This window comes from Dolichospermum circinale AWQC310F (assembly GCF_000426925.1).
GTDB classification, from domain to species: Bacteria; Cyanobacteriota; Cyanobacteriia; order Cyanobacteriales; family Nostocaceae; genus Dolichospermum; species Dolichospermum circinale.
Genome location: NZ_KE384713.1, coordinates 72,450 through 95,712 on the forward strand (window position 1 = coordinate 72,450; position 23,263 = coordinate 95,712).

22 protein-coding genes are annotated in these 23,263 nt (G+C 37.7%); 9 read left to right on the plus strand and 13 right to left on the minus strand.

Translation table 11 applies throughout. The features are described 5' to 3' along the window. On the plus strand, nt 1–1,094 hold a 1,094-nt coding region (locus ACIR310F_RS23220), incomplete at its 5' end, for an FAD-dependent oxidoreductase (protein ID WP_231387612.1). Nucleotides 1,095–1,325: 231 nt separating this feature from the next. Continuing rightward, the gene (gene dcm, locus ACIR310F_RS23225) at nt 1,326–2,645 is read left to right on the plus strand and encodes a DNA (cytosine-5-)-methyltransferase (RefSeq protein ID WP_035368524.1); all 1,320 of its coding nucleotides are present in this window, start codon (nt 1,326–1,328) and stop codon (nt 2,643–2,645) included. A gap of 23 nt (nt 2,646–2,668) precedes the next feature. On the opposite strand, the gene ACIR310F_RS0119235 is transcribed toward dcm, so the two are convergent. The 3 genes from ACIR310F_RS0119235 to hslO form a co-directional block, all read right to left on the minus strand. Beyond that, nucleotides 2,669–3,346 carry an NgoBV family restriction endonuclease gene (locus ACIR310F_RS0119235; RefSeq protein ID WP_028085225.1) on the minus strand — a complete coding sequence of 226 codons (678 nt, stop codon included), beginning with the start codon at nt 3,344–3,346 and terminating at the stop codon, nt 2,669–2,671. Nucleotides 3,347–3,602: 256 nt separating this feature from the next. Then, nucleotides 3,603–5,660, minus strand: coding sequence for a hypothetical protein (locus ACIR310F_RS0119240; protein ID WP_028085226.1), 2,058 nt, complete (start codon nt 5,658–5,660; stop codon nt 3,603–3,605). Nucleotides 5,661–5,796: 136 nt separating this feature from the next. Beyond that, the gene (gene hslO / locus ACIR310F_RS0119245; protein WP_028085227.1) at nt 5,797–6,702 is read right to left on the minus strand and encodes an Hsp33 family molecular chaperone HslO; all 906 of its coding nucleotides are present in this window, start codon (nt 6,700–6,702) and stop codon (nt 5,797–5,799) included. A gap of 110 nt (nt 6,703–6,812) precedes the next feature. Here hslO and ACIR310F_RS0119250 point away from each other — a divergent pair, with 110 nt between their 5' ends. Beyond that, nucleotides 6,813–7,199: a hypothetical protein gene (locus tag ACIR310F_RS0119250; protein WP_028085228.1), complete on the plus strand. Its 387-nt coding sequence runs from the start codon at nt 6,813–6,815 to the stop codon at nt 7,197–7,199. A 239-nt stretch (nt 7,200–7,438) separates the two neighbouring features. On the opposite strand, the gene ACIR310F_RS0119255 is transcribed toward ACIR310F_RS0119250, so the two are convergent. Next, entirely contained in the window at nt 7,439–8,158 is a 720-nt protein-coding gene (locus ACIR310F_RS0119255) for a response regulator transcription factor (protein ID WP_028085229.1), read from the minus strand. Between the two features lie 259 nt (nt 8,159–8,417). Here ACIR310F_RS0119255 and ACIR310F_RS0119260 point away from each other — a divergent pair, with 259 nt between their 5' ends. The 6 genes from ACIR310F_RS0119260 (at nt 8,418) to ACIR310F_RS0119285 (ending at nt 17,480) form a co-directional block, all read left to right on the plus strand. After that, nucleotides 8,418–11,234 (plus strand): ATP-binding protein, encoded by a 2,817-nt coding sequence (locus ACIR310F_RS0119260; RefSeq protein WP_035368527.1) that lies wholly within the window; start codon nt 8,418–8,420, stop codon nt 11,232–11,234. A 149-nt stretch (nt 11,235–11,383) separates the two neighbouring features. Further along, complete coding sequence (locus ACIR310F_RS0119265) at nt 11,384–12,589, plus strand: hybrid sensor histidine kinase/response regulator (protein WP_051289757.1); 1,206 nt, start codon at nt 11,384–11,386, stop codon at nt 12,587–12,589. Nucleotides 12,590–12,815: 226 nt separating this feature from the next. Next, complete coding sequence (gene hmpF / locus ACIR310F_RS23230) at nt 12,816–14,510, plus strand: pilus motility taxis protein HmpF (protein WP_051289759.1); 1,695 nt, start codon at nt 12,816–12,818, stop codon at nt 14,508–14,510. A 150-nt stretch (nt 14,511–14,660) separates the two neighbouring features. After that, nucleotides 14,661–15,089, plus strand: coding sequence for a hypothetical protein (locus ACIR310F_RS23235; protein ID WP_155963922.1), 429 nt, complete (start codon nt 14,661–14,663; stop codon nt 15,087–15,089). Between the two features lie 546 nt (nt 15,090–15,635). Beyond that, nucleotides 15,636–16,541 (plus strand): M48 family metallopeptidase, encoded by a 906-nt coding sequence (locus ACIR310F_RS0119280; protein WP_028085232.1) that lies wholly within the window; start codon nt 15,636–15,638, stop codon nt 16,539–16,541. A gap of 438 nt (nt 16,542–16,979) precedes the next feature. Then, the gene (locus ACIR310F_RS0119285; protein WP_028085233.1) at nt 16,980–17,480 is read left to right on the plus strand and encodes a 2TM domain-containing protein; all 501 of its coding nucleotides are present in this window, start codon (nt 16,980–16,982) and stop codon (nt 17,478–17,480) included. A gap of 45 nt (nt 17,481–17,525) precedes the next feature. Here the strand turns inward: ACIR310F_RS0119285 and prfA are convergent, their stop codons facing one another. From prfA to rpsM, 9 genes are all read right to left on the minus strand, one after another. After that, on the minus strand, nt 17,526–18,626 hold the full coding sequence (gene prfA / locus ACIR310F_RS0119290; protein WP_028085234.1) for a peptide chain release factor 1: 1,101 nt from the start codon (nt 18,624–18,626) through the stop codon (nt 17,526–17,528). Between the two features lie 126 nt (nt 18,627–18,752). Next, complete coding sequence (gene rpmE, locus ACIR310F_RS0119295; protein WP_028085235.1) at nt 18,753–18,989, minus strand: 50S ribosomal protein L31; 237 nt, start codon at nt 18,987–18,989, stop codon at nt 18,753–18,755. 173 nt (nt 18,990–19,162) lie between these two features. Then, nucleotides 19,163–19,579 (minus strand): 30S ribosomal protein S9, encoded by a 417-nt coding sequence (gene rpsI, locus ACIR310F_RS0119300; protein ID WP_028085236.1) that lies wholly within the window; start codon nt 19,577–19,579, stop codon nt 19,163–19,165. Then, a complete protein-coding gene (gene rplM, locus ACIR310F_RS0119305; RefSeq protein WP_028085237.1) occupies nt 19,579–20,034 on the minus strand; it encodes a 50S ribosomal protein L13 in 456 nt (151 codons plus the stop codon). The genes rpsI and rplM overlap by 1 nt, the downstream gene beginning before the upstream one ends. Nucleotides 20,035–20,068: 34 nt before the next feature. Further along, nucleotides 20,069–20,902, minus strand: a complete 834-nt coding sequence (gene truA, locus ACIR310F_RS0119310) for a tRNA pseudouridine(38-40) synthase TruA (RefSeq protein WP_028085238.1) — start codon at nt 20,900–20,902, stop codon at nt 20,069–20,071. A gap of 104 nt (nt 20,903–21,006) precedes the next feature. Continuing rightward, the gene (gene rplQ / locus ACIR310F_RS0119315) at nt 21,007–21,357 is read right to left on the minus strand and encodes a 50S ribosomal protein L17 (protein WP_028085239.1); all 351 of its coding nucleotides are present in this window, start codon (nt 21,355–21,357) and stop codon (nt 21,007–21,009) included. Between the two features lie 39 nt (nt 21,358–21,396). Beyond that, nucleotides 21,397–22,341 (minus strand): DNA-directed RNA polymerase subunit alpha, encoded by a 945-nt coding sequence (locus ACIR310F_RS0119320; protein ID WP_028085240.1) that lies wholly within the window; start codon nt 22,339–22,341, stop codon nt 21,397–21,399. A 321-nt stretch (nt 22,342–22,662) separates the two neighbouring features. Next, nucleotides 22,663–23,058: a 30S ribosomal protein S11 gene (rpsK, locus tag ACIR310F_RS0119325; RefSeq protein WP_028085241.1), complete on the minus strand. Its 396-nt coding sequence runs from the start codon at nt 23,056–23,058 to the stop codon at nt 22,663–22,665. 54 nt (nt 23,059–23,112) lie between these two features. After that, nucleotides 23,113–23,263: 30S ribosomal protein S13 (gene rpsM, locus ACIR310F_RS27130; RefSeq protein ID WP_231387615.1), on the minus strand; the 151-nt coding region annotated here is incomplete at its 5' end.

Here is a 23,263-nt window from a genome sequence, read left to right on the forward strand (position 1 = left end):
GTTGGGAATTTCAAGGACGTGATCCTGTGTTACCACCGCGTAATTTATGGGATTTAAAACAATTAATTAAAGCAGTGCGTCCGAGTACATTTATAACTGCACCTTTCACCTTTATGACAGTGGGAGATGCTTTACGATTATGTGGTTTAGGAAATGATAAAAGACTGCGGACATTTTTAGATCTACAACTCAAATTATATTCTCAAGTTAGCGCGGAAGAAACTGCCCTACTTTATGCAGCCACAGCTTTGAATGTATCCCAATTACCCCAAGGATTATTTCATCTGCAAGGAAGTATGCAAGTATTGAGCGATCGCTTGGTAGAATCTTTAGAACGAGATGGTGGTAAATTATTAATGAGACATACCGTCGCAAAAATCAAAGTTGAAAATAACCAAGCTAAATCTGTAATCATTAAAAATCAGAAAACCGGAGAAACTTGGACAGAATCAGCAGATCATATAATTGCTAACGTTACAGTTGAAAACTTAGTTCAACTATTAGGAGAAAACGCCCCTTGGGGATATAAACAAAGAGTAGAAAAACTACCTCCTGCTTCTGGTGCTTTTGTTGTTTATCTAGGTGTAGATAAGAGTGCAATTCCTGCCAATTGTCCACCGCATTTACAATTTTTATATGATATCAATGGACCAATTGGCGAAAATAATTCCCTATTTGTATCTGTAAGTCATGAAGGAGACGGCCGCGCACCATTAGGAAAAGCGACAATTATCGCTTCTTCCTTTGTTGATTTTACTCCCTGGTGGGAAACTGAAAATTACGAAGAGTTAAAACAAAAATTCACTCAAGATGCAATATCCAAACTTTCCCAATATTTCTATTTAAAACCAGAAACCATCATTTATGTGGAAGCAGCCACACCTCGCACCTTTGCTAATTATACAGGTAGAGAAAAGGGAATTGTAGGCGGTATTGGTCAAAGAATTTCCACCTTTGGACCCTTTGGTTTTGCTAATCGTACTCCTATTAATAATTTGTGGTTAGTTGGTGATTCTACCCACCCTGGAGAAGGAACTGCGGGGGTGAGTTATTCGGCTTTGACGGTAGTTAGACAAATTCAAAATCAAGGGTAAAATTCCTTTTTACTGATAATTAATAATTTGACTCATCGTTAAAAATTATCAAAATTATATTGCTTTCGGGCAAGCTAAATCCTATTATAACAGCTACAAATTCTCTAAAAATTATTGTTATAATGGTATTTCTCCATGATTATATTTTCATAAAAAATAAAATAATATGTATACGAAAAACACAAATAGTATGTTAATATATAAATTGTTTGTTAACATTACCAGCTAACAATGTCTACCACTATTAAATTTATTGATTTATTTGCAGGAATTGGCGGAATGAGATTAGGCTTAGAAAAAGCTTGTAAATCTTTGGGAATTAACAGCGAATGTGTTTTCACTTCTGAAATTAAATCTACAGCAATTAAAGTCTATCAAAATAATTTTCACCAAGATAAAATATGGGGTGATATCACTGAAATATCAACTCAACAAATTCCTGAATTTGATATTTTATTAGCTGGGTTTCCCTGTCAACCTTTTAGTAGTGCAGGAACAAGACAAGGATTTTTAGATACTAGAGGAACTTTATTTTTTGAAATTGAACGTATTTTAAAAGATAAATCACCTTTTGGATTTTTATTAGAAAATGTTGAAGGTTTAGTTCAACATGATAACGGTAGAACATTAACAACTATTTTAAATAAATTAGAACAATTAGGTTATCAATTCAAATGTGATGTTTTAAATTCTAAAGATTTTTGTATTCCTCAAGATAGAAAAAGAGTTTATATAGCTGGAACTAAAATAAATCCTATCTCTTTAAATTTTTCTAAAAATAATCAATCTGTATTATCAAATATTTTAGAAACAGGTTGTCCGACTTTACAAACCAATTTTGTCAAAAAACTATTAGCACAATATTCTCTGGATGAACTTTATGGTAAATCTATTAGAGATAAAAGAGGGGGAGAAGATAATATTCATAGTTGGGATTTAGAATTAAAAGGAAATGTTAGTATAGAACAAAGAGAATTACTAAATTTATTACTCAAACAAAGAAGAAGAAAAAATTGGTCTGCTAAAAAAGGTATTCAGTGGATGGATGGAATACCCTTAAGTTTAGATGAAATTGAAACTTTTTATCAGCATAAAAATTTAAAACAAATATTAGATGATTTGGCAAATAAAGGTTATTTAAAATATGAACATCCCAAGGACATTCAAGAAATTGTAAATAAAGATGGTAAAACAGTAAAAAAAAGAGAATATAGACTTGATTTACCAAAAGGCTATAATATTGTGGTTGGTAAACTGAGTTTTCCAATTAATAAAATACTTAATCCTCATGATATTACACCAACTTTAGTAGCTACTGATATGCAAAGATTAGCGGTAGTTGATGGTAGCGGGTTAAGATGTTTAACAATTAGAGAAGGATTGAGATTATTTGGCTTTCCTGAAGATTATCAAATTAATTTACCTATCAATAAAGCATTTGATTTATTAGGAAATACCGTAGTAGTTACTATTGTAAAAGAAATTTCCGAAAGAATAGTTATTCAAAAAATGCTGTCTGTTCCTGATCAAGTTTACGTTTTAAGTAGATAAAGTTGATCATTTTTTTGCAAAACTTATAGTTCTTCTCCTGTATGATATAAATAGTTATCTTTGACTGTTTCTAGCCAATTAGAACTTTGTTTCTGTGTTCCAGGATATTTCATCAAAGTCTCATATAAGCCTTGGACAAAATCAAACCTGGATTTAAATGGTTCTCGAGCTTTCTGATTTTTGGAATACCATACAACAGGTCTAATATTGACAATTTCATCTTGTTTTACCTGGCATTTAACTGAATAATCCGCTGATCTTCCCGTAATTTCCCATATCTTTTTCAACCAAATTTTTCTAACTTTGAATTTATAATCTTTTAATTCATAAGCAAAAATTAAATAATCAGCATCTAACCGATATGCTTCTGTTTTTAAAGAGCGACAGTAAGCTCTAAAATTAGCTATATCAAAATTAGCTGAGGCATTATAATTAAATGTTTTTACTTCTAATAGCCCTGTAGTATCAGAAGTATCTAGTAAAAAGTCAGGAAAGTCTTGGGTGTTTATTTTGGTTCTAAAATTAATTCCTTTTAGTCTTATCCATTCGGTTAACCATTCTTGAAATAAATTACCAATTGCACTTTTTTCATTAATCTTAACAGAGATATTAAGAAAGTTAAAAGTAATTTCTCCTTCTTGATTAGCAATATCTTGAATCAATAAATTATAAATGTGATTAGCAGTAGAATGATAGGACATATGGGGGGTTAAGTAATAATTAAAATTGAAGATATGAAGATATCACTTATACAAGAAGTAAATTCATTTCTTAAGATTGTCTTTATACTGAAAATAAAATTTAGCAGTATAAAAAATAGCCATCTTCTTGGAGAAGAGGCCATTATTTAAAAAAGAAAAAAATTTTAGTTACCGAACTTTGCGGACGTAAAAAAAATCCCGTCCAAAACGCAAATAGGAATCCCTACTTATATTATTCCAATTAATTACTAACGCCTCAAGGCTGAGATTCTTCTACTGGTGTTGCTTCTGGCGTAGATTCCACTGATGGAGTAAGTTGTGATTTGGGAATCAGCAATTGCCGCCAGGTTCTAATTTGTTCCCTAGCCTCAGTATAGACACTGCTACCGCGAGGGATTAACTTCGCTGTAGTAATAGCTTTAGCAACATCATCTTCACTTTGAGAACGTGCTATTTGTAATAATTGTTGACTCCACTGATCAATGGCAATGTTCACATCTAAACGTAAACTGTTACGATTAGATACCCGATTTGCCAACTCCATAGCCTGAACTAAAGCTTCTGGTGTGCCAACCTCTGCAACTTGCTTGGCTTTTTGCCAATTTTCCTGAGAGCGAATTTGGTCTTGCCAGGTATCTATAGCCGTTTGGGCTTCATCTGACAAAGCCCGTCCTGATGCAGCGATTTTTTGAGCTTCACTAATCGCAGTTGTTAAATCACCATTATCGGCCAATACCCTAGCCTGATCTAAGTATGGTTGATCTTGAATACGCTCAATTTTTGCAGTCCATAGCCGCATCTTTTTCCTTGCTTCTGGATATAATGCTCGCCCCGAACGAATTTGACTAACTTCAGCGATCGCTATTTGTAATGAGTTAATATCTTCACTAATTGCTAGTTGTTCAGCCCGTTCTAAATATGGTCTATCTTCAATCGTCTCCACCTGGCCACGCCAACGCCCCATTTCCTGACGGGCTTCCTTCCCACGGGGATTACTACTAGGAATTAATTGTACCTCAGAAATAGCCGCTGTTAAATCACTAACCGTACCTTGACTAGCTAAATTCCGAGCTTTTTCTAAGCGAGAAACATCTTCAATTTCTAATTGCCAACTAGCAATTAATTGCTGTGCTTCATTATAATTTTCCCTAGAAGCATCTATTTGTTGAGCTTGAGAAATCGCCGTTTCTAACCCAGCCACAGTACCAATAAAGGCGCTTCTTTTCGCCTCACCCAAAAACAGAAAATCATCAACTTCCGCCTGTAATTCAGGAATAGGGGGGATTTTTCGAGCAATTTCCAGCGCTGTATTAGCATCTCGCTCTTTCATCTTCCCTTGTGCCAATTTAAGTATTTTCCGCGCAAATCCAGTGATTAGCTCCTGGGATTTTTGGTATAAATAACTTTCTGGTTTAATCGTTTGAGCTAGTTTAATTGCTTTGAGTAAATTATCTAAACTCCGGTTTTCTGCCAAATTTTCAGCTTTGTAAAGTTTATCCCCATCTTCCCGCGCTGTGACAATAATATCATTTAATTGCTCATATTTAGTATTTGCCCAGTATTTATTATTTACCCGCAGCAATCTAGCAGTGAGCATAAAAGCCGATTGCCAATGTCTTTGGCGCAGTTCTTTTTCGGCCTCCTGGTAGATTCCTTCGGCTTTTGACCAAATTGATTGCCATTTTTCAATTTGCTCTTCTACTAATTTACTCGCTTCTAAATCCGCTGGAATTTGACGAGCAGTAGCGATCGCCCCCTGCAAATCCCCCGACTGAAAAGTTTCATCAGCTAGTTGTAAAATATCCCGTGACCATTGTTCTAAAAACCGATTTATTTCCCCCCGTAGAGGGTGATTTTCTGGTAACTGTTTCACCAAAGCGATCGCTTGGAGCAAATCATTAACTGTTTGCTTAGAAGCCGCCAACTGAGCGCAATGTAACCTAACTGACGCACTCGCTAAAGGCCAGAAAATCTGCGGACAATTAGGAGCAGAAGGCAGCTTAAATAACATAGATATTGCCAAAAACCCCACACTTCCAGGAATCAAAGTTAGCACTACCGCTAAAGGTATCCATCCCTTCATCCAATGTGGCATTTTCTCAGTTATAACACTGAGGTTAAAAGTACCTTTAGGAGCATTATTTATAGATAGGTCTGCGCCATCTTGATTTTTTCCATTCTTCACTGACTTAAAATGAGAACCAACAGCAGTAGTATCAGTCGTTTGATTATTTGGTATATAGTTGGGCTGAGGTTCAATTGGTTGTTCTACTCGGTCCAAAGACCAATTATCTGGAATATCTCGCTCTGTCATTGCTCACACCACAGTAATTAATTGAATAGCGATATGAAAGTAGGTAGATCAATAAATATAGATAATATTATGCTTACTATCCTCACTTTCCCATCAATAACATTACTATTATTTGGTTTGAGTATGACTAATGACATTAACCAGAAATTAAAGATTCTTTTTGTAAATCCAGAATTAGCTGAGTTAAATCATCACTAGTTGCCTGATAAACATTACCACAAAAGTCACAAATTACCTCCGCACCATGATCTTTAACAATCATGTCCTCAAGTTCAGCCTCTCCCAATATTTTCAACGCCCCTAGCACCCGCCCAAAAGAGCAACCACAATGAAAGCGTAGCATTTGACTTTCGGGAAATATGTTTAATCCCATATCTCCTAACAAATCATGCAATATCTCCGTCAATGTTTTCCCCGCTTGTAGTAGCGGTGTAAAACCGGATAAAGCGGAAACTCTTGATTCTAAAGTCGCCACCAGTTCTTCATCTTTAGCCGCTTTAGGTAACACTTGTAGCAGTATTCCCCCGGCTGCTGTTACCCCCTGCTGTCCCACAAATACACCCAAAACTAACGCCGAAGGAGTTTGTTCCGAATTTACGAGATAATGGGCTACATCGTCACCTATTTCCCCGGAAACCAGTTCCACTGTACTAGAGTAAGGATAGCCATAACCAACATCTCGGACTACATAAAGATAGCCCCCACCCACAGCAGAGCCAACATCCAGTTTACCTTTGTGATTGAGGGGTAATTCCGCAGATGGATTACCGACATAACCCCTAACAGTTCCATCTAAACCTGCATCTGCTAATATACCACCTAAAGGACCATCTCCCTTAACGCGAACATTCACTCTAGAGCCTTGTCGTTTCATGCTTGAAGCCATCAACAAACCAGCCGCCATTGTTCTTCCTAGTGCTGCTGTCGCCACATAGGACAGTTTATGGCGAACTCTTGCTTCTTCCGTTAACCGGGTGGTAATCACACCTACTGCTTTAATCCCACCATCCGCCGCCGTCCCACGAATTAATTGATCTGCCATGAAAAACCTTACAATTCTTTTGGTGACTTTTGTATTTTAGCTTAAACAGTAAAAGCCGTTGATTGACCGAGAGGTCATTACCCATTACCCATTACCCATTACCCATTACCATGCTAGGTACATTTCAACAAAGCCAAATTCGCATCGAAATTGCAGCATCAGCCGATGCCATTCATGATAGTATTCTTCATCCAGTAGAATTGAAAAAATGGCTGCTAGGACAAAATTTCCCCCCGGAAATGCCCACAGAATTGCTACCAGGCTTTGAATTTACTACTTGGACAGGACCTGTATCCATTCACCATCGAGTAGAGGTCGTAAAACCCAATTGTTTGCGCTTACTCCTCAGTGGAGGCATTGATGGCTTTCACGAATGGTGCTGGGGTGAAGGTTGGGTACAGTCACGCTTAGAAGGTATATCTATGTTACCCCTGAATTTAGGTCAAAGTCTCAGTTTATTCAGCTTGCGTCAGTTTTTAGCCACGATTAAATATTAGACATCTGGTGAAAATTAAATATCAGGTTTCTCTAATTCTTGTAGAGACTTATACAATTTAAATACAGAATAGCTGAATCAAACAAGGACTGGTGGGGAGGTAAGGCAGAGATTTGGAAAACGTTATATCAGACAACTAAAGATTAAAAAATCACCCCCATTCCCGACAATGAAATGGGGATTAACTGTAACGTTTTTGACTTTTTCAACATCATCTGAACAGGAAATTAACTGTTAATGTTAATTAACATCTAGTAATTTATAGTCTCGGAGCAATTTCGTGTTTTCAGCACTCAATAATTCCCGCAGGCTATCAATCTCATTTAATATCTCGATTTCCCGTCTACATTCTTGTTGTAAAATTGATAGGTAGCGCTCGCGCTGCTTTTCTGTTTTGGCCTCTTTGAGCATACAAATGGCCATGTTAATGTTAGAAACAGGATTGGATAAGTCTATAGAAACTTTTCTTAACAGGCTTTCTCGAACCTGTGCCAGTTCATTGGAGTTTTGTAATTCAAGCTGATTGGTTTTGATTTCCTTTTCCAGTCTTGCTGACTTTCGAGCTTCTTTTAGATAGGCTTGACCGGGAATTGAACGTTTTTGTAACCTAGCTTTTACTGCTTGTAAGATTTCCAAAGGCTCAAAAGGTTTAGTAATATAATCATCAGCACCTAAACACATACCCTGACGTAAATCACTGCGGTTAGCTTTGGCGGTAAGAAAAATCAGGGGGATATCAGCACACTTGGGTTCTTGTCGCAGTTTTTGTAAAACCTCATAGCCATTGAGTCCTGGCATCATGATGTCACAGATTATTAAATCAGGATTTTTACTTTTAGCTAATTGTAACCCAGTTGTTCCGTCTACAGCGGTAATAACATTGAAATCCGCCAATTCTAAAATTTCTTGCAGATTTGAGAGAATTTGAGTTTCATCCTCGATTACTAAAATTAAGCTCATAATTCAAATTTGACCTCTATAGGACTTACCTATGTATATTTATAGTATATTTATGGCAATTTTTCTGATTTCATTCATTTAATAACATAAAATTCAGTATACACTAAATTGTACATACTCAACTTTTAAATAATGATTAAGTAATGAACTTTGCTACCGATAAAAATTCTTTTTCTTTGTCATTATTGTTATAATAATAGCATCTGCTGTAGTTTAATGGATACGCTTAAGTCAGTTATTAACCACCCTGAATGAAATAATGAAGAGCCATAGCCCGAATATATTAAAAGAAATACCTCTGAGATTAGTCTTAATTGTTCCCTTTGTATTACAAATTGTCGGGGCTGTGGGCTTGGTTAGTTATCTTTCATACTATACTGGGGGTAAGGTAGTAGAAAATATGGCTAAAAAATTGATTACAGAAGTTTCTGATCACATTGACCAAAGTTTAGACGATTATTTGGAACACCTAATACAAACTAACGAAAATAATGCCGCTCTGATCAAATTAGGTATTATGAATTATCAGGATTTAGCCACGGTAAAAAACTATTTTTGGCGGCAGTTACAAATAGTTGATCAGATAAATGATGTGGCTATTGCTACGGAGCAGAAAAGATTTTTGGCGGTAGCTAAACAAAAAGATGGATCTGGGATGATTATTCTCAGAGATCAGTCAACTAATTATAAATGGAATACCTACTTCACTGACAATCTAGGAAATTATGATCGCTCTAAAAATATCATTAGCTCCCAAAGCAAATTCTCTAAAGATACTCGATCAAGTCATTGGTATCAAGCAGCGAAAAATCCAGCAGGAGAGGGAATTTGGCACTTTATTGTTTCAAGAAATAACCACAATGAACCAACTTTAATTATTACCTATTTATTAGCATTCTTTGATCAGAATAATACTTTTCAGGGAGTTGTTAGTACCTCTATTGCTCTATCCCAACTACAGGATTTCCTCGAAAACTTGAAGATAGGTCAGACCGGTCAAGCTTTTATTTTAGAACGGAGCGGGTTATTAATTGCTAGTTCCACTGGTGAAGATCCTTTTCTTTCAGGTTTATCAACCTCTTTCAATTTCTCTAAACCAGATAATTTGAGTAAATACAGATTAAATCCACTGAACAGTCGTAACGATATAACTCGGGAAACAACTCAAAACCTACTAGCACATTTCCCGGCAATTGATCGAATAACAACAAAACAAAACTTTATCTTTATCTCCAAAAATGGGCAACGGCATTTTGTCGAAGTTATACCAGCGTCGGTTCATAAAAATTTAGATTGGCTAACAGTTGTTGTGATTCCTGAAGCCGATTTTTTTGAAGAAATTAAGAAAAATATTGATTGGAATATTGTATTGTATGGTCTAACCATTCTGATTAGCGCAGGGATTGGTTTTATGATTACTAGATGCGTCACTAAATCCATTTTACAGTTAAATAAAGCCACCCAAGCTTTAGAACTGGCAAACTGTCAACCATTTTGGAAAGAATCAGATCTTGCTTTAATGGAAGTTAAATGTATTAAAGAATTGGTAAATCTGTCCAATTCCTTCAAGAGAATGGCTATTCAATTACAATCATCTCTGATAACTTTGGAAGAACGAGTTCAAGAAAGAACTACAGAATTAGTCATTGCTAAAGAAAAAGCTGAAATAGCAAATCAAGCCAAAAGCGAGTTTCTTGCTAACATGAGCCACGAATTGCGTACACCCCTAAATGGCATTTTAGGCTATGCCCAGATTTTGGGACGGACACAACTTACTCAGGAGCAACAGCGGGGAATTGCTGTGATTTATCAATGTGGTACACACTTGCTGACCCTGATTAATGATATCCTGGATATTGCCAAAATTGAAGCCCGGAAAATGGAACTTGATCCTGTACCTTGTTATTTACCATCTTTATTACAAGGAGTAGCAGAAATTGCCAAAATTAAAGCAGAGGAAAAAAGTCTAGACTTTATTTACGAACTGGTAGGAAATATGCCATCAGGAGTTATTTTAGATGAAAAGCGGGTTAGACAAGTTTTATTAAATCTGTTGAATAATGCTGTCAAGTTTACAAACAGAGGAAAAGTAATTTTTAGAGTTATTATTGATAATAATGAGATAAAAACATTGACATCCTCTTGTGTGAAAATAAAGTTTCAAGTTCAAGATACTGGAATTGGTATGAACTGCGAAGAATTAGAAAGAATTTTTATGCCCTTTGAACAGACAGGAACATCTAAACAAAAAACAGAAGGAACAGGTTTAGGTTTAGCAATTAGCAAAAGTTTTGTAGAAATGATGGGTAGTCAACTGGAAGTTAACAGTGAATTGGGAAGTGGCACTTTATTTGAATTTGAGATTCAGTGTTCTTTAGCTGATAACTGGGCTAAAGCTAATACTATGACTAATTTAGGTCAAATTGTGGGATATGCTGGCCAGCGTAGACAAATTTTAGTAGTTGATGATCGTTGGGAAAATCGCTCTGTAATCTTTAGTTTACTTGCTCCCTTGGGTTTTATAGTTATGGAAGCTAATCATGGTGAAGAAGCTTTACAAAAAGCTATGGAAAATCCTCCTGACCTGATAATTTCTGACCTAAAAATGCCGATTATGGACGGGTGGGAAATGCTGACTCAAATACGTGAATTAGCCGAGTTGAGAGACACAATCGTGATCATTTCTTCTGCTAGTGTATTTGATACAGACCGTCAAAAAAGCTTGATCAGCGGTGGCCAGGGTTTTTTACCTAAACCAGTAAAAGCAGAAGAACTTTATTGGATATTAGCCCAACAACTTCATTTGAACTGGATTTATGCAGAATCTGCCGTAACTGACACAGAAATATCCGTGTCAGTTACTGATAAAAAAATAGTTGTACCACCTGCTGCTGACTTAGGCATATTGTTAGAGTATGCTATGCAAGGACAAATTAGAGAAATAACTCATGAACTAAACCGTCTGGAGCAAAACGGTGAAGTCTACCGACCCTTTATAGATAAAATGACTTTGATGGTGCAAGGATATAAAATTGTTAAGATCCGTGAGTTTCTCCAAAATGTCAGTAAAGAATAGACATCTCTACCTAAATGGTGTACTCTAAAAGAGAGCATGATTAAATAAAAAACATCTTTAGGATAATTTAAGAAAATACATATTAAAACTTAGTGTATCTCTAGTTAACAAAATACCATTCATAATTGATAAGTCATAAGGAAAAGATTTTGAAAAATTTACATAAGCAGGCCATAATTTTAGTAGTTGATGACAATCCCACCAATTTAGAAATTCTTGATCATGCTTTGACTCAAGAAGGTTACAAAGTGCGAATCGAAGCCGAGGGTTTAAATGTCATCAAACAAGCTCGTTTGAGTATTCCTGATTTAATCCTGTTAGATATTATGTTACCTGATCTAAATGGATTTGAGGTTTGTAAGCAATTGAAATCCGATCCCTTGACTGAAGGTATACCTATAATTTTTATGACAGCCCTAGCTGATCCTGTTGATAAAATTAAAGGGTTAAATTTAGGTGCTGTGGACTATATAACTAAACCATTTCAAAAAGAGGAATTACTGGCTCGTGTGCGTGGCCATGTGCAGTTACGACAATTAAATAAAACTTTAGAATTACAGAATCAACAACTTATAGAACTGAAAAATGAACTAGAAAATCGCGTTGCTGAACGGACAGCAGAATTAAGTCAGGCTTTAGAAAAAGAAAAGGAATTAAATCAACTAAAATCCCGGTTCATTACCATGGCCTCCCACGAGTTTCGCACCCCTTTAGCGATTATTTCCTCATCATCGGGTATTTTACAAAATTTTAGCGATCGCCTCAGTGAAAAAAGAAAACAGGAACATCTAGAAACAATCCAAAATACAATCAAGCATATCATCCAAGTCCTTGATGATGTCTTGATGATTAACCAAGCTGAAGCTGAAAAAATAGAATTAAAACTAGAACCATTAGATATTATTAAGTTTTGTCGTCATCTCAAAGAGGAAATAGAAGCTAGTTTTAGATCTCATGAAATAGATTTTTATATAGATTTAGGTGATGAAATTTTCAACAATTATCAGCTTGTTCTGATAGATAAAAAATTGTTGCGGCAAATTATCACCAACCTCCTGACTAATGCTATTAAGTATTCTCCCGATCACAAGTTAGTTAACTTTAGTTTATCTAGGAAAGATAACCAACTTATCTTTAAAATTAGTGATTATGGCATTGGTATTCCCCCATCTGACCAAGTTCATTTATTTGAGTATTTTCAGCGCGGATCTAATGTTGGGACACTTCCTGGTACAGGTTTAGGTTTGTCCATAGTCAAAAAATGCGTAGATTTGCACCAAGGGGAAATTACTTTAGATAGTGAATTAGGAAAGGGAACAGTATTTACAGTAATTCTTCCTTTTTTAAAGGAGTGAAAACTTGATCAATTAGCAGTTGTTTGTGCAAAATTTCACGTAAAATAGAGATTTATAAATTCACTTTTGTGATACTGAAGTCGAAAAATTTGAACACATAAGTGCTATGTAGATTAATTACTAGGCAAAGCCTTAATTGTTCTATGAATCAGATCACCGTGTTAGGTCATATTAGTTTATAGTTTATATTATAAAAAAGAAGTGTAAATTAATAGGAACTGATCGTATGTTGTATTTAGCAGAATTACAAAAACTAAAAACTGGCTTACTTAGTGTTACTGGCAAAACTGAACTAAAACTGCTCGCTTGTCAACACAATGAACAAAATTGGAGTCCAGTACCGAAGGAAGTGATTGTTTCTAATAAAACAGATAAGTTCAATCATGGGGCTTTGGTACTGGTAGAATTAACCGCCAACCGTCAAATACAGGGAATTGAAGAGGCAAATCTTAGCTTGGTCAATATTTTGCAGAATTTTTCCCGACAGGTGGCCAGGTTTAAGCTTAAGGAAAGTGAAATTGAGCAGTGGAAATACTCACTGAGGATTCAGGCTGAAGAACTTAATCGCCGGCAAAACGAAATGGAGTCACGCTGGCAAGAAATACAATCACTAGAAAAGGAGTTTCAAAATCTAGATACAAAACAACAGCTAGTTGACACATCTCATGCAGAAATTGACTATTTACGGGCAGAAATTGAACGCAGTCGCCAGGATTTAGAAGGCGCTTGGGAGCATTTACGGGGTGAACAACGCCGTTTGCAGGAAATAACATTGAACTCCCAACAGACTCAGATTGTAGATGAAGACAGTTCTTGGGTATTAGGTGATTCAGTTAATGGTTTATCTGGTGAAAATACTGCGCTGGAAACAATTAAGGAAATTCTCAATTCTGCTTTTGCATTTATTGACAAACAGCAGGATAATATGAATCTACACTGGCAAAAGTTGGATATAGAGAGTCATACAGCTAACCAACAGCAAAATAGGGCGGAGGAACTGCTGCAAACCCTTAACTCTTGCCAAAATGAACTGCAACAAGCAGAAGAAACTCTAGTACAACAAATCAACCAAGTGCAATCAAAAACAGCCATTATTAGCAGTAAACGGGAATTGGCTGTGATGCTGAAACGATGTCTGGGAACTGAGGAAGAATTTTACCAAAAGCTTTACACCTTGGCAGCTTATATGGATTGTGGAATTACTAAACAGGTAGATGTAGAAGCTTTACAGCAAATACCTCTGAAAGAATTAGAAAAAATGGTGCAAGACTCAGAGGAAAAGTTAGATAGGGATTCTGAATTTGTGGAAGCACAAGAGCAAGAACTAAAATATAAACAACAACTCATAGCAAAACTTGAACAACGAATTGAAGATTCTTACGGTCAAGAAAAGATAAATTTAGAATCAGAACTAGCTGAGGTAAAGGATACCTACAAAATGCTCAACAAAAGCCTGGTTGGACAAAGATGTAATTTGATTGATCAGCAAAAAAAACTTCGGAAACAACAAATTATATTACATCAAAAACAAGGATTTTTGACTAATTCAAAAGGTGAATATGCTGATTTAGAATTGGTGGTTTTGGAGTTGGAAACCCACAAGCAGGAAAGATATGACGAAATTAAAAACTTAGAGAGTTATATCGCTCAGAACCTAATTACTATTGAGGCTGATCAACAGACAATTGATCTTCAAACTCAGAAGGTAGAAAGAAAGCGTCAAGAAGTCAAATCCATAGAGGAGCAACTGCTGAATTTACGCAGAGCAACTCATGAATCTTGCAGCCGAATTAATGTTTATCAAGAAATACTGCAATCTCTTCAGGATGATCTTGATGGATCACGGAAACAATTACAAAAAATTGCCCAATTTCTAGAAGATGTTTTCAAGTCACCCCAGATAATAGTTAGTGGTAATTAGACAAAAAATATCAAGAAAGTAATTATAATTTATGTCCCCAATTGACAATTATACTCCTGCAGACAACCACAATCAACACTTCAAAATCATTAATTTTTATCTGCATTTGCGGGCGTTGCTGATTTCGGGTATGATTTTTATTTTCATACCTTGATTCAGCAACGCCAGTATGGTGGTAAGCAAGAAAAAGAACCTTGGTGTTTGTCAACTAATCTTACAGATATCTCTACAACTATCAAAATATTATATAGTCAACGTTTTGGGATTGAGGCGATGTTTAAAGATTGTCAAACAGGAGGTTATAATTTGGAAGGTTCTCAGGCTTCTCCCGAAAGACTTGTGCGGATAATTTTATTGATTGCTTTAGCAATGACTTCTGCATGGTTACAGGGTAAAAAAACTCAATCTCAAAAACAACAATCTTATGTTTGTCGTCCTTGTGAAAGTAAAAGAACTAGAAGAAGACATAGTGATTTTTGGATAGGTTTGTATGGTTCTAGTTGGATAGTTTCTATGAATGAGTGTCAAGAATTGGTTTTGGAAATGATGGCGTTAGTTGCCAATAAAATCCCATTTTAAGCTGTGCTGCATTTAATTTGTAAATTCTAGCGGGCAAGATGCCCGCACCACAACATCTAGCTAGATGAGGATGGTCAAATTTGGATGCGTAACAGCTTATCAACAGGGGCTGAGGGCTGTGATTCTTATCCAACAACCTCTCTAGCTTCTTTGTCGCCCCCTGAAGCAAACATCTTCTAGAAGCGATCGCTCTGGTAAAATCACAAAGTCAAGTTAGAATAGAGAAAATTCTGGCTAAAGATTTTTACAAAGTAAAGTATATACAGCAACTCCCAGTGTTATAAGGTACATATCTAGCGGGCAAGATGCCCGCACCACAAGAGTTTCATGATTCAACTTTGTACCTCATCAGAGCGGAAAACGCTGTAAAATATACATGAGCAATAAAACATTTAGATGAGAACTCAAAAATGTTGGGTTTCATTCCTCAACCCAACCTACGAATATGTTTGAGTTTTGAACGGGATTTTTTTACGCTTGCGGATGGTGTCATTAGCTATATAATTTTAATTAATTTACCTATTTTACTAAATAAACTCACTACCCATGGACAGAAAAGTATTAACTGGAATCAGTTCAACAGCCTACGAACACCCTTTTGATCGGAAAGCTTTGGCTTCTTTACAAAATATGCCTGGTATTTCTCCTTTACTGAAAAAAGTCAATGAATATGGTATTGATCGTTTACTTAGATTACAAAGTATTGCTAGTGAAATCAGAGTTACACCCCGGAATTTTTCTCAATTATATCAACCATTGCGAAAAGCTTGTCAAATTCTGGATGTAACAACTATTCCTGAATTGTATTTGTTTCGAGGCACAGGGCATATTCAAACTTATATTATTGGGGTAGAAAAACCCATTATTGGGATTAATATTGAAGCAATGGAATGGTTAAACTATGATGAATTACTATTTATTTTTGGATACGAAATTGCTAGAATTAAAAGTCAACATATGATTTATCATCAAATATCAATTGTCATGCCGGCGTTGAAAGTATGGTTAAGTAGTACCACATTAGGATTAGGGGGATTGATAGCTAGTGGTGTGGAATTAGCGTTATATAATTGGGTAATGATGGCAAAATTTACAGCAGACCGTGCAGGTTTATTAGCTTGTCAAAATATTGATGTTGCAACTACCGCATTAATGAAACTTGCGGGTTTACCAGAAGAGTATTTAACCCCTAATGTCATCGAAGATTTCCTAATTCAATCCCGCGAATTTACTGCTAATAGTGTTGATAATCTAGATCAAGTTACGAAAATATTAAGTTATTCAGAATCTCATCTTTCTTGGTTAGTCATGCGAACTGGTGAATTATTAAAGTGGGTTGATTCGGGAGCATATAATCGTTTAATTCAAGATGAAAATATGAACACACCAGCAACAGAAGAAATACCGGAAACAGGAGAAAAAGAAGGATGGAATTTTTTAAATTCTTGGTAATTTAACTGGATATTGCTGTTAGAGATTTCCCAATAAAAATATCCCCAAATAAATTTATAATTCATTTTATAATTCATTGTGGTACTAGCATTTTAGGCATCTTCGTTGTTAATCATACAAATACAGCCAAGATGCCCATTCCACAAGATTGGATAGCAAAGCGCTGCTGCAAGCAGTTCATCTTGTTTATGAAGTTATATCATGCCAATTCTATACAAAACTGTACAAAATTATAAATTCATCAGTCTTCATCTGCGTTAATCTGCGTTAATCTGCGGTTAATTATTCTTCAAATCTTCATCTAACCACAAATAGCAGTCTAGAACCCACAGGAAAGAACTAAACCAGAATAGATTTAAATTTGCTAACCTAGAAGTAGTGCCAATATTGCTGATGGTAGTGTGGTTCTCTATGAAAACGTTTATTTGAGCAAGAATTATGACACAATTTAATTCTCATACCCTGCGTTCCTATACTCAAGAAGATGTACAGCAAATTCTACAATTAGCAATTTCTCGTCAAGTCAATGACAATAATCAAGAATTTTCCTATCAACAGATATTGGAAATTGCTAAAGAGTTACAAATATCACCTGATAATCTCCAACAAGCGGAACGAGATTGGTTGGTTAAACAAAGCGAAGTTGAACAACGTCAAGCTTTTAATCTTTATCGTCGCAGTAAATTTAAAAAACGTCTGGGAAATTACGCAATTATTAACATTTTTTTCCTAGCTATGGATTCCTTAAGTGGCGGTCTTTCCTGGTCACTTTATATCTTAGTCGCTTCTGCATTAGGTATATCTTTAGATATTTGGAATACTTTTCAAACCAAAGGTGAAGATTACGAAATCGCTTTTCAAAGATGGAATCGCAACCATCAAATTAAACAAACAATTAATACAGTTTTAAATAAGTGGTTTAAGGTATTTAGCCCTTAAACCTGAGAACAGTTAACTATCTATTTTTCCTGTTTCCTGTGATAGTTAGCTGCTAGAACCGGAGGCGGCTAATTCTGCTAACCGTTCTTGTTGGTCTTGAGATATACAAGACTGTATCACGGTTTCTATATCACCCTCCAAGACAGGGTTAAGGGTAAAATTTTGACCTAAACGATGGTCAGTCACCCGACTATCTTTATAGTTGTAGGTGCGAATCTTTTCCGAACGAGAACCTGTACCAACTTGGGATCTCCGCATGGAAGTTACAGCATCCTGTTGTTCTCGCAGTTTTAATTCATACAATTTAGCCCTGAGAATTTGCATCGCCCGTTCTTTATTCTGTAACTGACTACGTTCTTCTGTACAGAAAATTCGAATACCTGTAGGTTTGTGAAATAAGTCAGCGGCTGTTTCCACCTTATTCACGTTTTGTCCACCCGCACCACCGGAACGGGCTGTACTCATTTCAATATCTTTCGGATCAATATGGACTTCCACTTCATCCACCTCCGGCATAATCGCTATAGTAGCGGTAGAAGTGTGAACCCTTCCCCCAGATTCCGTTGCTGGTACGCGCTGTACACGATGTACACCAGATTCAAACTTGAGTTTACTATAAACACTATCACCTTGAATTTCTAGAATTACCTCTTTAAAACCGCCCATTTCTCCAGGGGACTCGCTGACTAACTTCACCTTCCAACCTTGGTTATCAGCATACCGGGAATACATTCGCAGTAAATCTCCCGCCCAGATACTTGCTTCATCACCACCCGTACCAGCGCGGATTTCCAACATAATGTTTTTATCATCGTTGGGGTCACGGGGTAACAGCAATACCTTTAAGCGACTTTCTAAATATTCTAGCTTTTCTTCTAGTTCGCTAACTTCCAATGCGGCCATCTCATGCAACTCTAAGTCGCTATTAGACTCTTTGAGTATTTGACGCGCCCCTATCAATTCATCCTGCGCTGTTTTCCAAGTTTCATAGGTATTAACTACCTCTTCCAAAGAAGAACGAGACTTAGCAATTTTTTGATACTCATCAGGATTACTAGCGGTATCAGGATCAGCTAAACGGCGTGTTAATTCATTAAAGGTTTGTTCAACGGATTTAAGTTTCGACCGTAAGTATGACTCTGCCATGATGACTATAAATGCTCCTAAAAAATAACAAATTGGCTCAAGCATAAAATGAGAAGCGACCCAGCGCAGTGCGGGGTCGTCTATGGCTTCCGCCATGCACTCGCTTAAATAGCTATAGCCAACCCGCTACTTTTGATTATCGTCAGCAGTTTGAGCGCTGGACATACCATATTTACGGAGAAAGCGTTCTACACGGCCTTCAGTATCAATCATTTTCTGTGTACCAGTGTAAAAGGGGTGATTTCCAGACCAAACATCTACGTGGAGTTCGGGTTTGGTAGAACCAATGGTCATCACTACTTGACCATTACAGTAGACCTTAGCATCTGGATACCATTTAGGGTGAATATCAGGTTTAGCCATTGTTTTTTGTGTTGTGAATCTATATAAATTTTGACACTTTAGATTTTAGATTGTGAGATAAATCCCAGGGCTGAGGCCATGCCTTGCTATTATATATCTCTATTATCCCCTCATAGACAATACATATTGCCGCGCTGGTGGAGAAAAACCCCAAATCCAAAATCCAAAAGTGATTAACGTTTGGAGTATTGAGGTGCTTTGCGGGCTTTATGTAAACCGTATTTCTTCCGTTCTTTGGCCCGTGGGTCACGAGTTAAATACCCTTCTGTTTTCAGAGGTGAACGGTTATCCGGGTCAAGCTCACATAAAGCGCGGGCTACTCCTAGACGGATAGAATCAGCTTGTCCAGTTAAGCCACCACCTTCAGCTTTAACAACAATGTCGTATTCGTTTTCCAAACCCAATGTTTCTAAAGGTGCTTTAATAGCTCCTAAATAGTTGGGATTGAATTGGAAATACAATTCTCCATCTTTACCGTTAACAGTCATTTTACCCGCACCAGGAACTAGGCGAACTCTGGCGACTGAGCATTTACGACGACCAGTACCCCAGTAAACGGCACGACCGCTATTAATTTCTGCTACCTGCATTAATTTTCTCCAGGAATTGTACTAATGGTGATTTCTTTAGGTTGTTGTGCTGCATGAGGGTGGGTAGGTCCTGCATAGACTTTTAGTTTGGTAAATAGTTGTTTACCCAAACTGTTTTTAGGTAACATACCCTTAATAGCGTGTTCGAGGATTCTTTCTGGTAAGCGCTGTTGCAACTTAGCGAAGGTTTCTGTTTTCATCCCACCAGGACGGCCAGAATGACGACGGTAAATTTTCTGGGTGCGCTTTTTACCTGTAACTGCTACTTTCTCAGCATTGATAATAATCACAAAATCCCCTGTATCTAAATGGGGAGTATATTCGGCTTTTCTCTTCCCTCTGAGAATCATAGCGACTTCGCTGGCCAGTCTTCCCAGACGCTTATCTGTAGCGTCTACTAAGTACCAATCACGCTCAAGAGATGCTTGAGGGGGAAGGTAGGTTTTACTACTCATTTTTTGTCCTTTGTCCTTTGTCCTTTGTCAGTTGTCAGTTGTCATTATTCATGACTAAGTATGGTTGGGTGTCGTACCATATTTTTGGTGGAAAGGGAAAATCGGGATAACCGACTCTCAATAAGCATAGTCCGTGAGCAGGTGCAGAATATTTCACTTCTTCTCGCCGTTCTTGTTGCCAAATTTCGGTGAAATTCTCTACTGTCCGCTGTCTAGAACCCACTTCTACTATCATGCCTATTAACAGCCGTACCATGCCATATAAAAATCCATTAGCTTGAATTTCAATATGGATAAAAGCTCCGCTACGACGACATTCTACTGCTTGTATTTCTACCCAGGAATGCGATCGCACCGACCCAGCCCGCTCAAAGGCAGATAAATGGTGTTTTCCCAGCAGTGGTTTCAGGGCAGATGTCATTAAGGATTCATCTAAGGCTGCATAATAATAATGCCAACTGAAGGGTTTTACGAATAAATTCGGTAATTCTTCGGTGTATATCGTGTAACGATATCGTCGGTAAACAGCGCTAAAACGAGCGTGCCAACTTTCACTTACAGCTGCTGATGCCCTGATCAATACATCTGGGGGCAAATAGCTGTTGAGAACTTTTGCCCACTTATGTGCGGGAATTAAACCTGTAGCTTGAAAATGAGCGACTTGAGCGGCAGCATGGACTCCAGAATCAGTTCTACCTGCGCCGTGGAGTGCTACATGATACCCCAAAACCGTGGCTATAGCTGTTTCTATCTCCTCTTGGACAGTGCGCTGTCCTTTTTGTCTTTGCCAGCCGTGAAAATGAGTACCTAGATACTGAATAACTAAGGCTACTCGCTGAGTGGGATAATGCTGGCGGCTTTCTAACATAGTTGTTTGTCAGTTGTCAGTTGTCAGTTGTCAATTGTCAGTTGTCAGTGGTTTTTCTTGACTACTGACTAATGACCAATGACCCATGACAATAACCAATAACTTTAAACTAGTTCAATAATCGCCATTTGAGCATGATCACCGCGACGGGGTACGGTATGGAGAATCCGAGTATAGCCTCCTTGACGGTTAGCATACCGAGTAGGAGCTTGCTCGAATAGTGCATGAACTAGGGTTTTGTCGTAGATATAACCTAAAGCTTCACGACGGGCTGCTAAAGAGCCATCTTTTGCTAGAGTAATCATTTTATCTACTTTACTGCGGACAACTTTAGCTCTGATTAAAGTTGTAGTAATTCGACCATGACGTACCAACTCTGTTGTCAAAGCTCTGAGGAGAGCGCGACGTTGGTCTGCTGGTTTACTAAGTTGTTTGACTCGGCAACGATGACGCATAATAATGCACTAATGAAGTTTTATTTATTAGGTTTTGCTTTAGCTACTTTTGGAGCTTCTTTCTGGAGCTAAGGTAATACCCAAGCGCCGCTGTAAAGCTTCCACTACTTCTTCGGCTGACTTTTGACCGAAGTTTTTGATTTCTAAAAGGTCTTCTTGGGTATAATCCAATAAGTCAGCTACAGAGTTGACTTGGGCGCGTTTTAGACAGTTGTAAGCTCTTACAGATAACTGTAACTCTTCAATTGGGATTTGGGCGGTAGGGTCATCTGGGTAGTCTGAACCTATATCCGTTAGTTCTAGGGAGATATCTTTCAAAGGGTTGAATAAATCTACCAAAATGCCGGCGGCTGATGATAGTGCCTCTTGGGGAGAGATGCTACCATTAGTCCATACCTCCAACAGGAGTCGGTCTTTCAAAGAACCATCGCCACGAGCTTCTTCAACACTATAGTTGACCTTCCGTACAGGCATAAACACTGAGTCAATTTGCAGAAAATCCAAAGATGTAGCTTCTTCTCTGCCTCGTTCTACAGTGCGATAACCTTTGCCTCTCTCAATGCGAAATTCCATTTCCAGTTTTCCACCTTCAGCGACGGTGGCGATATACTGGGTTGGGTCAATCACTTCTACTTCGCTGGGTAAGTCGAAATGTGCCACCGTTACCGTAGCCGGTCCATTCACGACTAAGCGACCAATTTGGGGTTGAGCGGAATAACTCTTGAGAATGACATCCTTCATTCGCATGAGGATTTCCAGTACATCTTCCCGCACACCCGGAACTGTTGCAAACTCATGGGTGACTCCAGCAATTCTCACTGCTGTGACTGATGTTCCTTCTAAATTAGAAAGTAACACCCGCCGCAACGCATTACCAACAGTTGTTCCTTGTCCTCGCTCTAGAGGTTCAAGAACAAACTTGCTGTAATAGCTCCGACTTTCCTCAGCATTAGATTCTACACATTCAATTTGAAACTGCGCCATGGAGTAGCCTCCCTTTTTAAGGTGCTGCTATAAGGGTAAATTAATTGCCTCATTTTCCAGTTGACAATTGACAGTTGGCAATTATCGCCTAAATTTGATATCTTAATTTAGCCTACAGGTATTGTTTTTGGTTTCCACAAAGTTGATCAACCTGGGGGAAAGCTGATTATCGCTTTGTGACGCGAACTTATTTACCCCATGGGTCTAAATTGGATAGGTACTCCCTTGGGGAAAATAGTTCAAAATTACCAGCCATACAGGGCATTGCTGATTATTTTCCCGAGCTTCAACCTACAGGCTTGGGTGCCAAAATAGTTTTGTTTAAACTCGACGGCGCTTGGGTGGACGGCAACCGTTGTGGGGAATTGGGGTAATATCCCGAATGAGTGTAATTTCCAGTCCTGCACCTTGGAGCGCCCGAATAGCAGTTTCTCTGCCTGCACCAGGTCCACTAACCATGACTTCGATTTGCCGCATTCCTTGGTCTGTGGCTCGTCTAGCCGCGCTTTCAGCAGCGGTTTGTGCCGCAAAGGGAGTTCCTTTTTTTGCCCCTTTAAATCCACTAGAACCAGCGCTTGCCCAGGAGATGACATCTCCTTTTTGATCGGTGATCGTGACAATGCTATTGTTGAAAGTAGATTGAATGTAGGCAATGCCGTTGGGAACGTTCCGTTTCGGTTTTTTGCTCCCGGTTTTTTTGGTTGGTTGTCTGGCCATATTTGTTGAGTAAATTTAAGGTACAACTTGCCCATAGCCGCAAGTTCAGAAAAATTATTTACCAGGAGCTTTTTTCTTCCCAGCAACTGTCTGTCTTCTACCACGTCTAGTTCTGGCGTTGGTCCGAGTTCTTTGTCCCCGCACAGGTAAGCCCATGCGGTGTCTACGACCTCTGTAACAGCCGATATCAACTAGACGCTTAATA

Coding starts and splice junctions, on each gene's coding strand:
- dcm (WP_035368524.1), top strand. CDS start 1,326: ATGTCTACCACTATTAAATTTATTGATTTATTTGCAGGAATTGGCGGA.
- ACIR310F_RS0119235 (WP_028085225.1), bottom strand. CDS start 3,346: ATGTCCTATCATTCTACTGCTAATCACATTTATAATTTATTGATTCAA.
- ACIR310F_RS0119240 (WP_028085226.1), bottom strand. CDS start 5,660: ATGACAGAGCGAGATATTCCAGATAATTGGTCTTTGGACCGAGTAGAA.
- hslO (WP_028085227.1), bottom strand. CDS start 6,702: ATGGCAGATCAATTAATTCGTGGGACGGCGGCGGATGGTGGGATTAAA.
- ACIR310F_RS0119250 (WP_028085228.1), top strand. CDS start 6,813: ATGCTAGGTACATTTCAACAAAGCCAAATTCGCATCGAAATTGCAGCA.
- ACIR310F_RS0119255 (WP_028085229.1), bottom strand. CDS start 8,158: ATGAGCTTAATTTTAGTAATCGAGGATGAAACTCAAATTCTCTCAAAT.
- ACIR310F_RS0119260 (WP_035368527.1), top strand. CDS start 8,418: ATGAAGAGCCATAGCCCGAATATATTAAAAGAAATACCTCTGAGATTA.
- hmpF (WP_051289759.1), top strand. CDS start 12,816: ATGTTGTATTTAGCAGAATTACAAAAACTAAAAACTGGCTTACTTAGT.
- ACIR310F_RS0119280 (WP_028085232.1), top strand. CDS start 15,636: ATGGACAGAAAAGTATTAACTGGAATCAGTTCAACAGCCTACGAACAC.
- ACIR310F_RS0119285 (WP_028085233.1), top strand. CDS start 16,980: ATGACACAATTTAATTCTCATACCCTGCGTTCCTATACTCAAGAAGAT.
- prfA (WP_028085234.1), bottom strand. CDS start 18,626: ATGGCAGAGTCATACTTACGGTCGAAACTTAAATCCGTTGAACAAACC.
- rpmE (WP_028085235.1), bottom strand. CDS start 18,989: ATGGCTAAACCTGATATTCACCCTAAATGGTATCCAGATGCTAAGGTC.
- rpsI (WP_028085236.1), bottom strand. CDS start 19,579: ATGCAGGTAGCAGAAATTAATAGCGGTCGTGCCGTTTACTGGGGTACT.
- rplM (WP_028085237.1), bottom strand. CDS start 20,034: ATGAGTAGTAAAACCTACCTTCCCCCTCAAGCATCTCTTGAGCGTGAT.
- truA (WP_028085238.1), bottom strand. CDS start 20,902: ATGTTAGAAAGCCGCCAGCATTATCCCACTCAGCGAGTAGCCTTAGTT.
- rplQ (WP_028085239.1), bottom strand. CDS start 21,357: ATGCGTCATCGTTGCCGAGTCAAACAACTTAGTAAACCAGCAGACCAA.
- ACIR310F_RS0119320 (WP_028085240.1), bottom strand. CDS start 22,341: ATGGCGCAGTTTCAAATTGAATGTGTAGAATCTAATGCTGAGGAAAGT.
- rpsK (WP_028085241.1), bottom strand. CDS start 23,058: ATGGCCAGACAACCAACCAAAAAAACCGGGAGCAAAAAACCGAAACGG.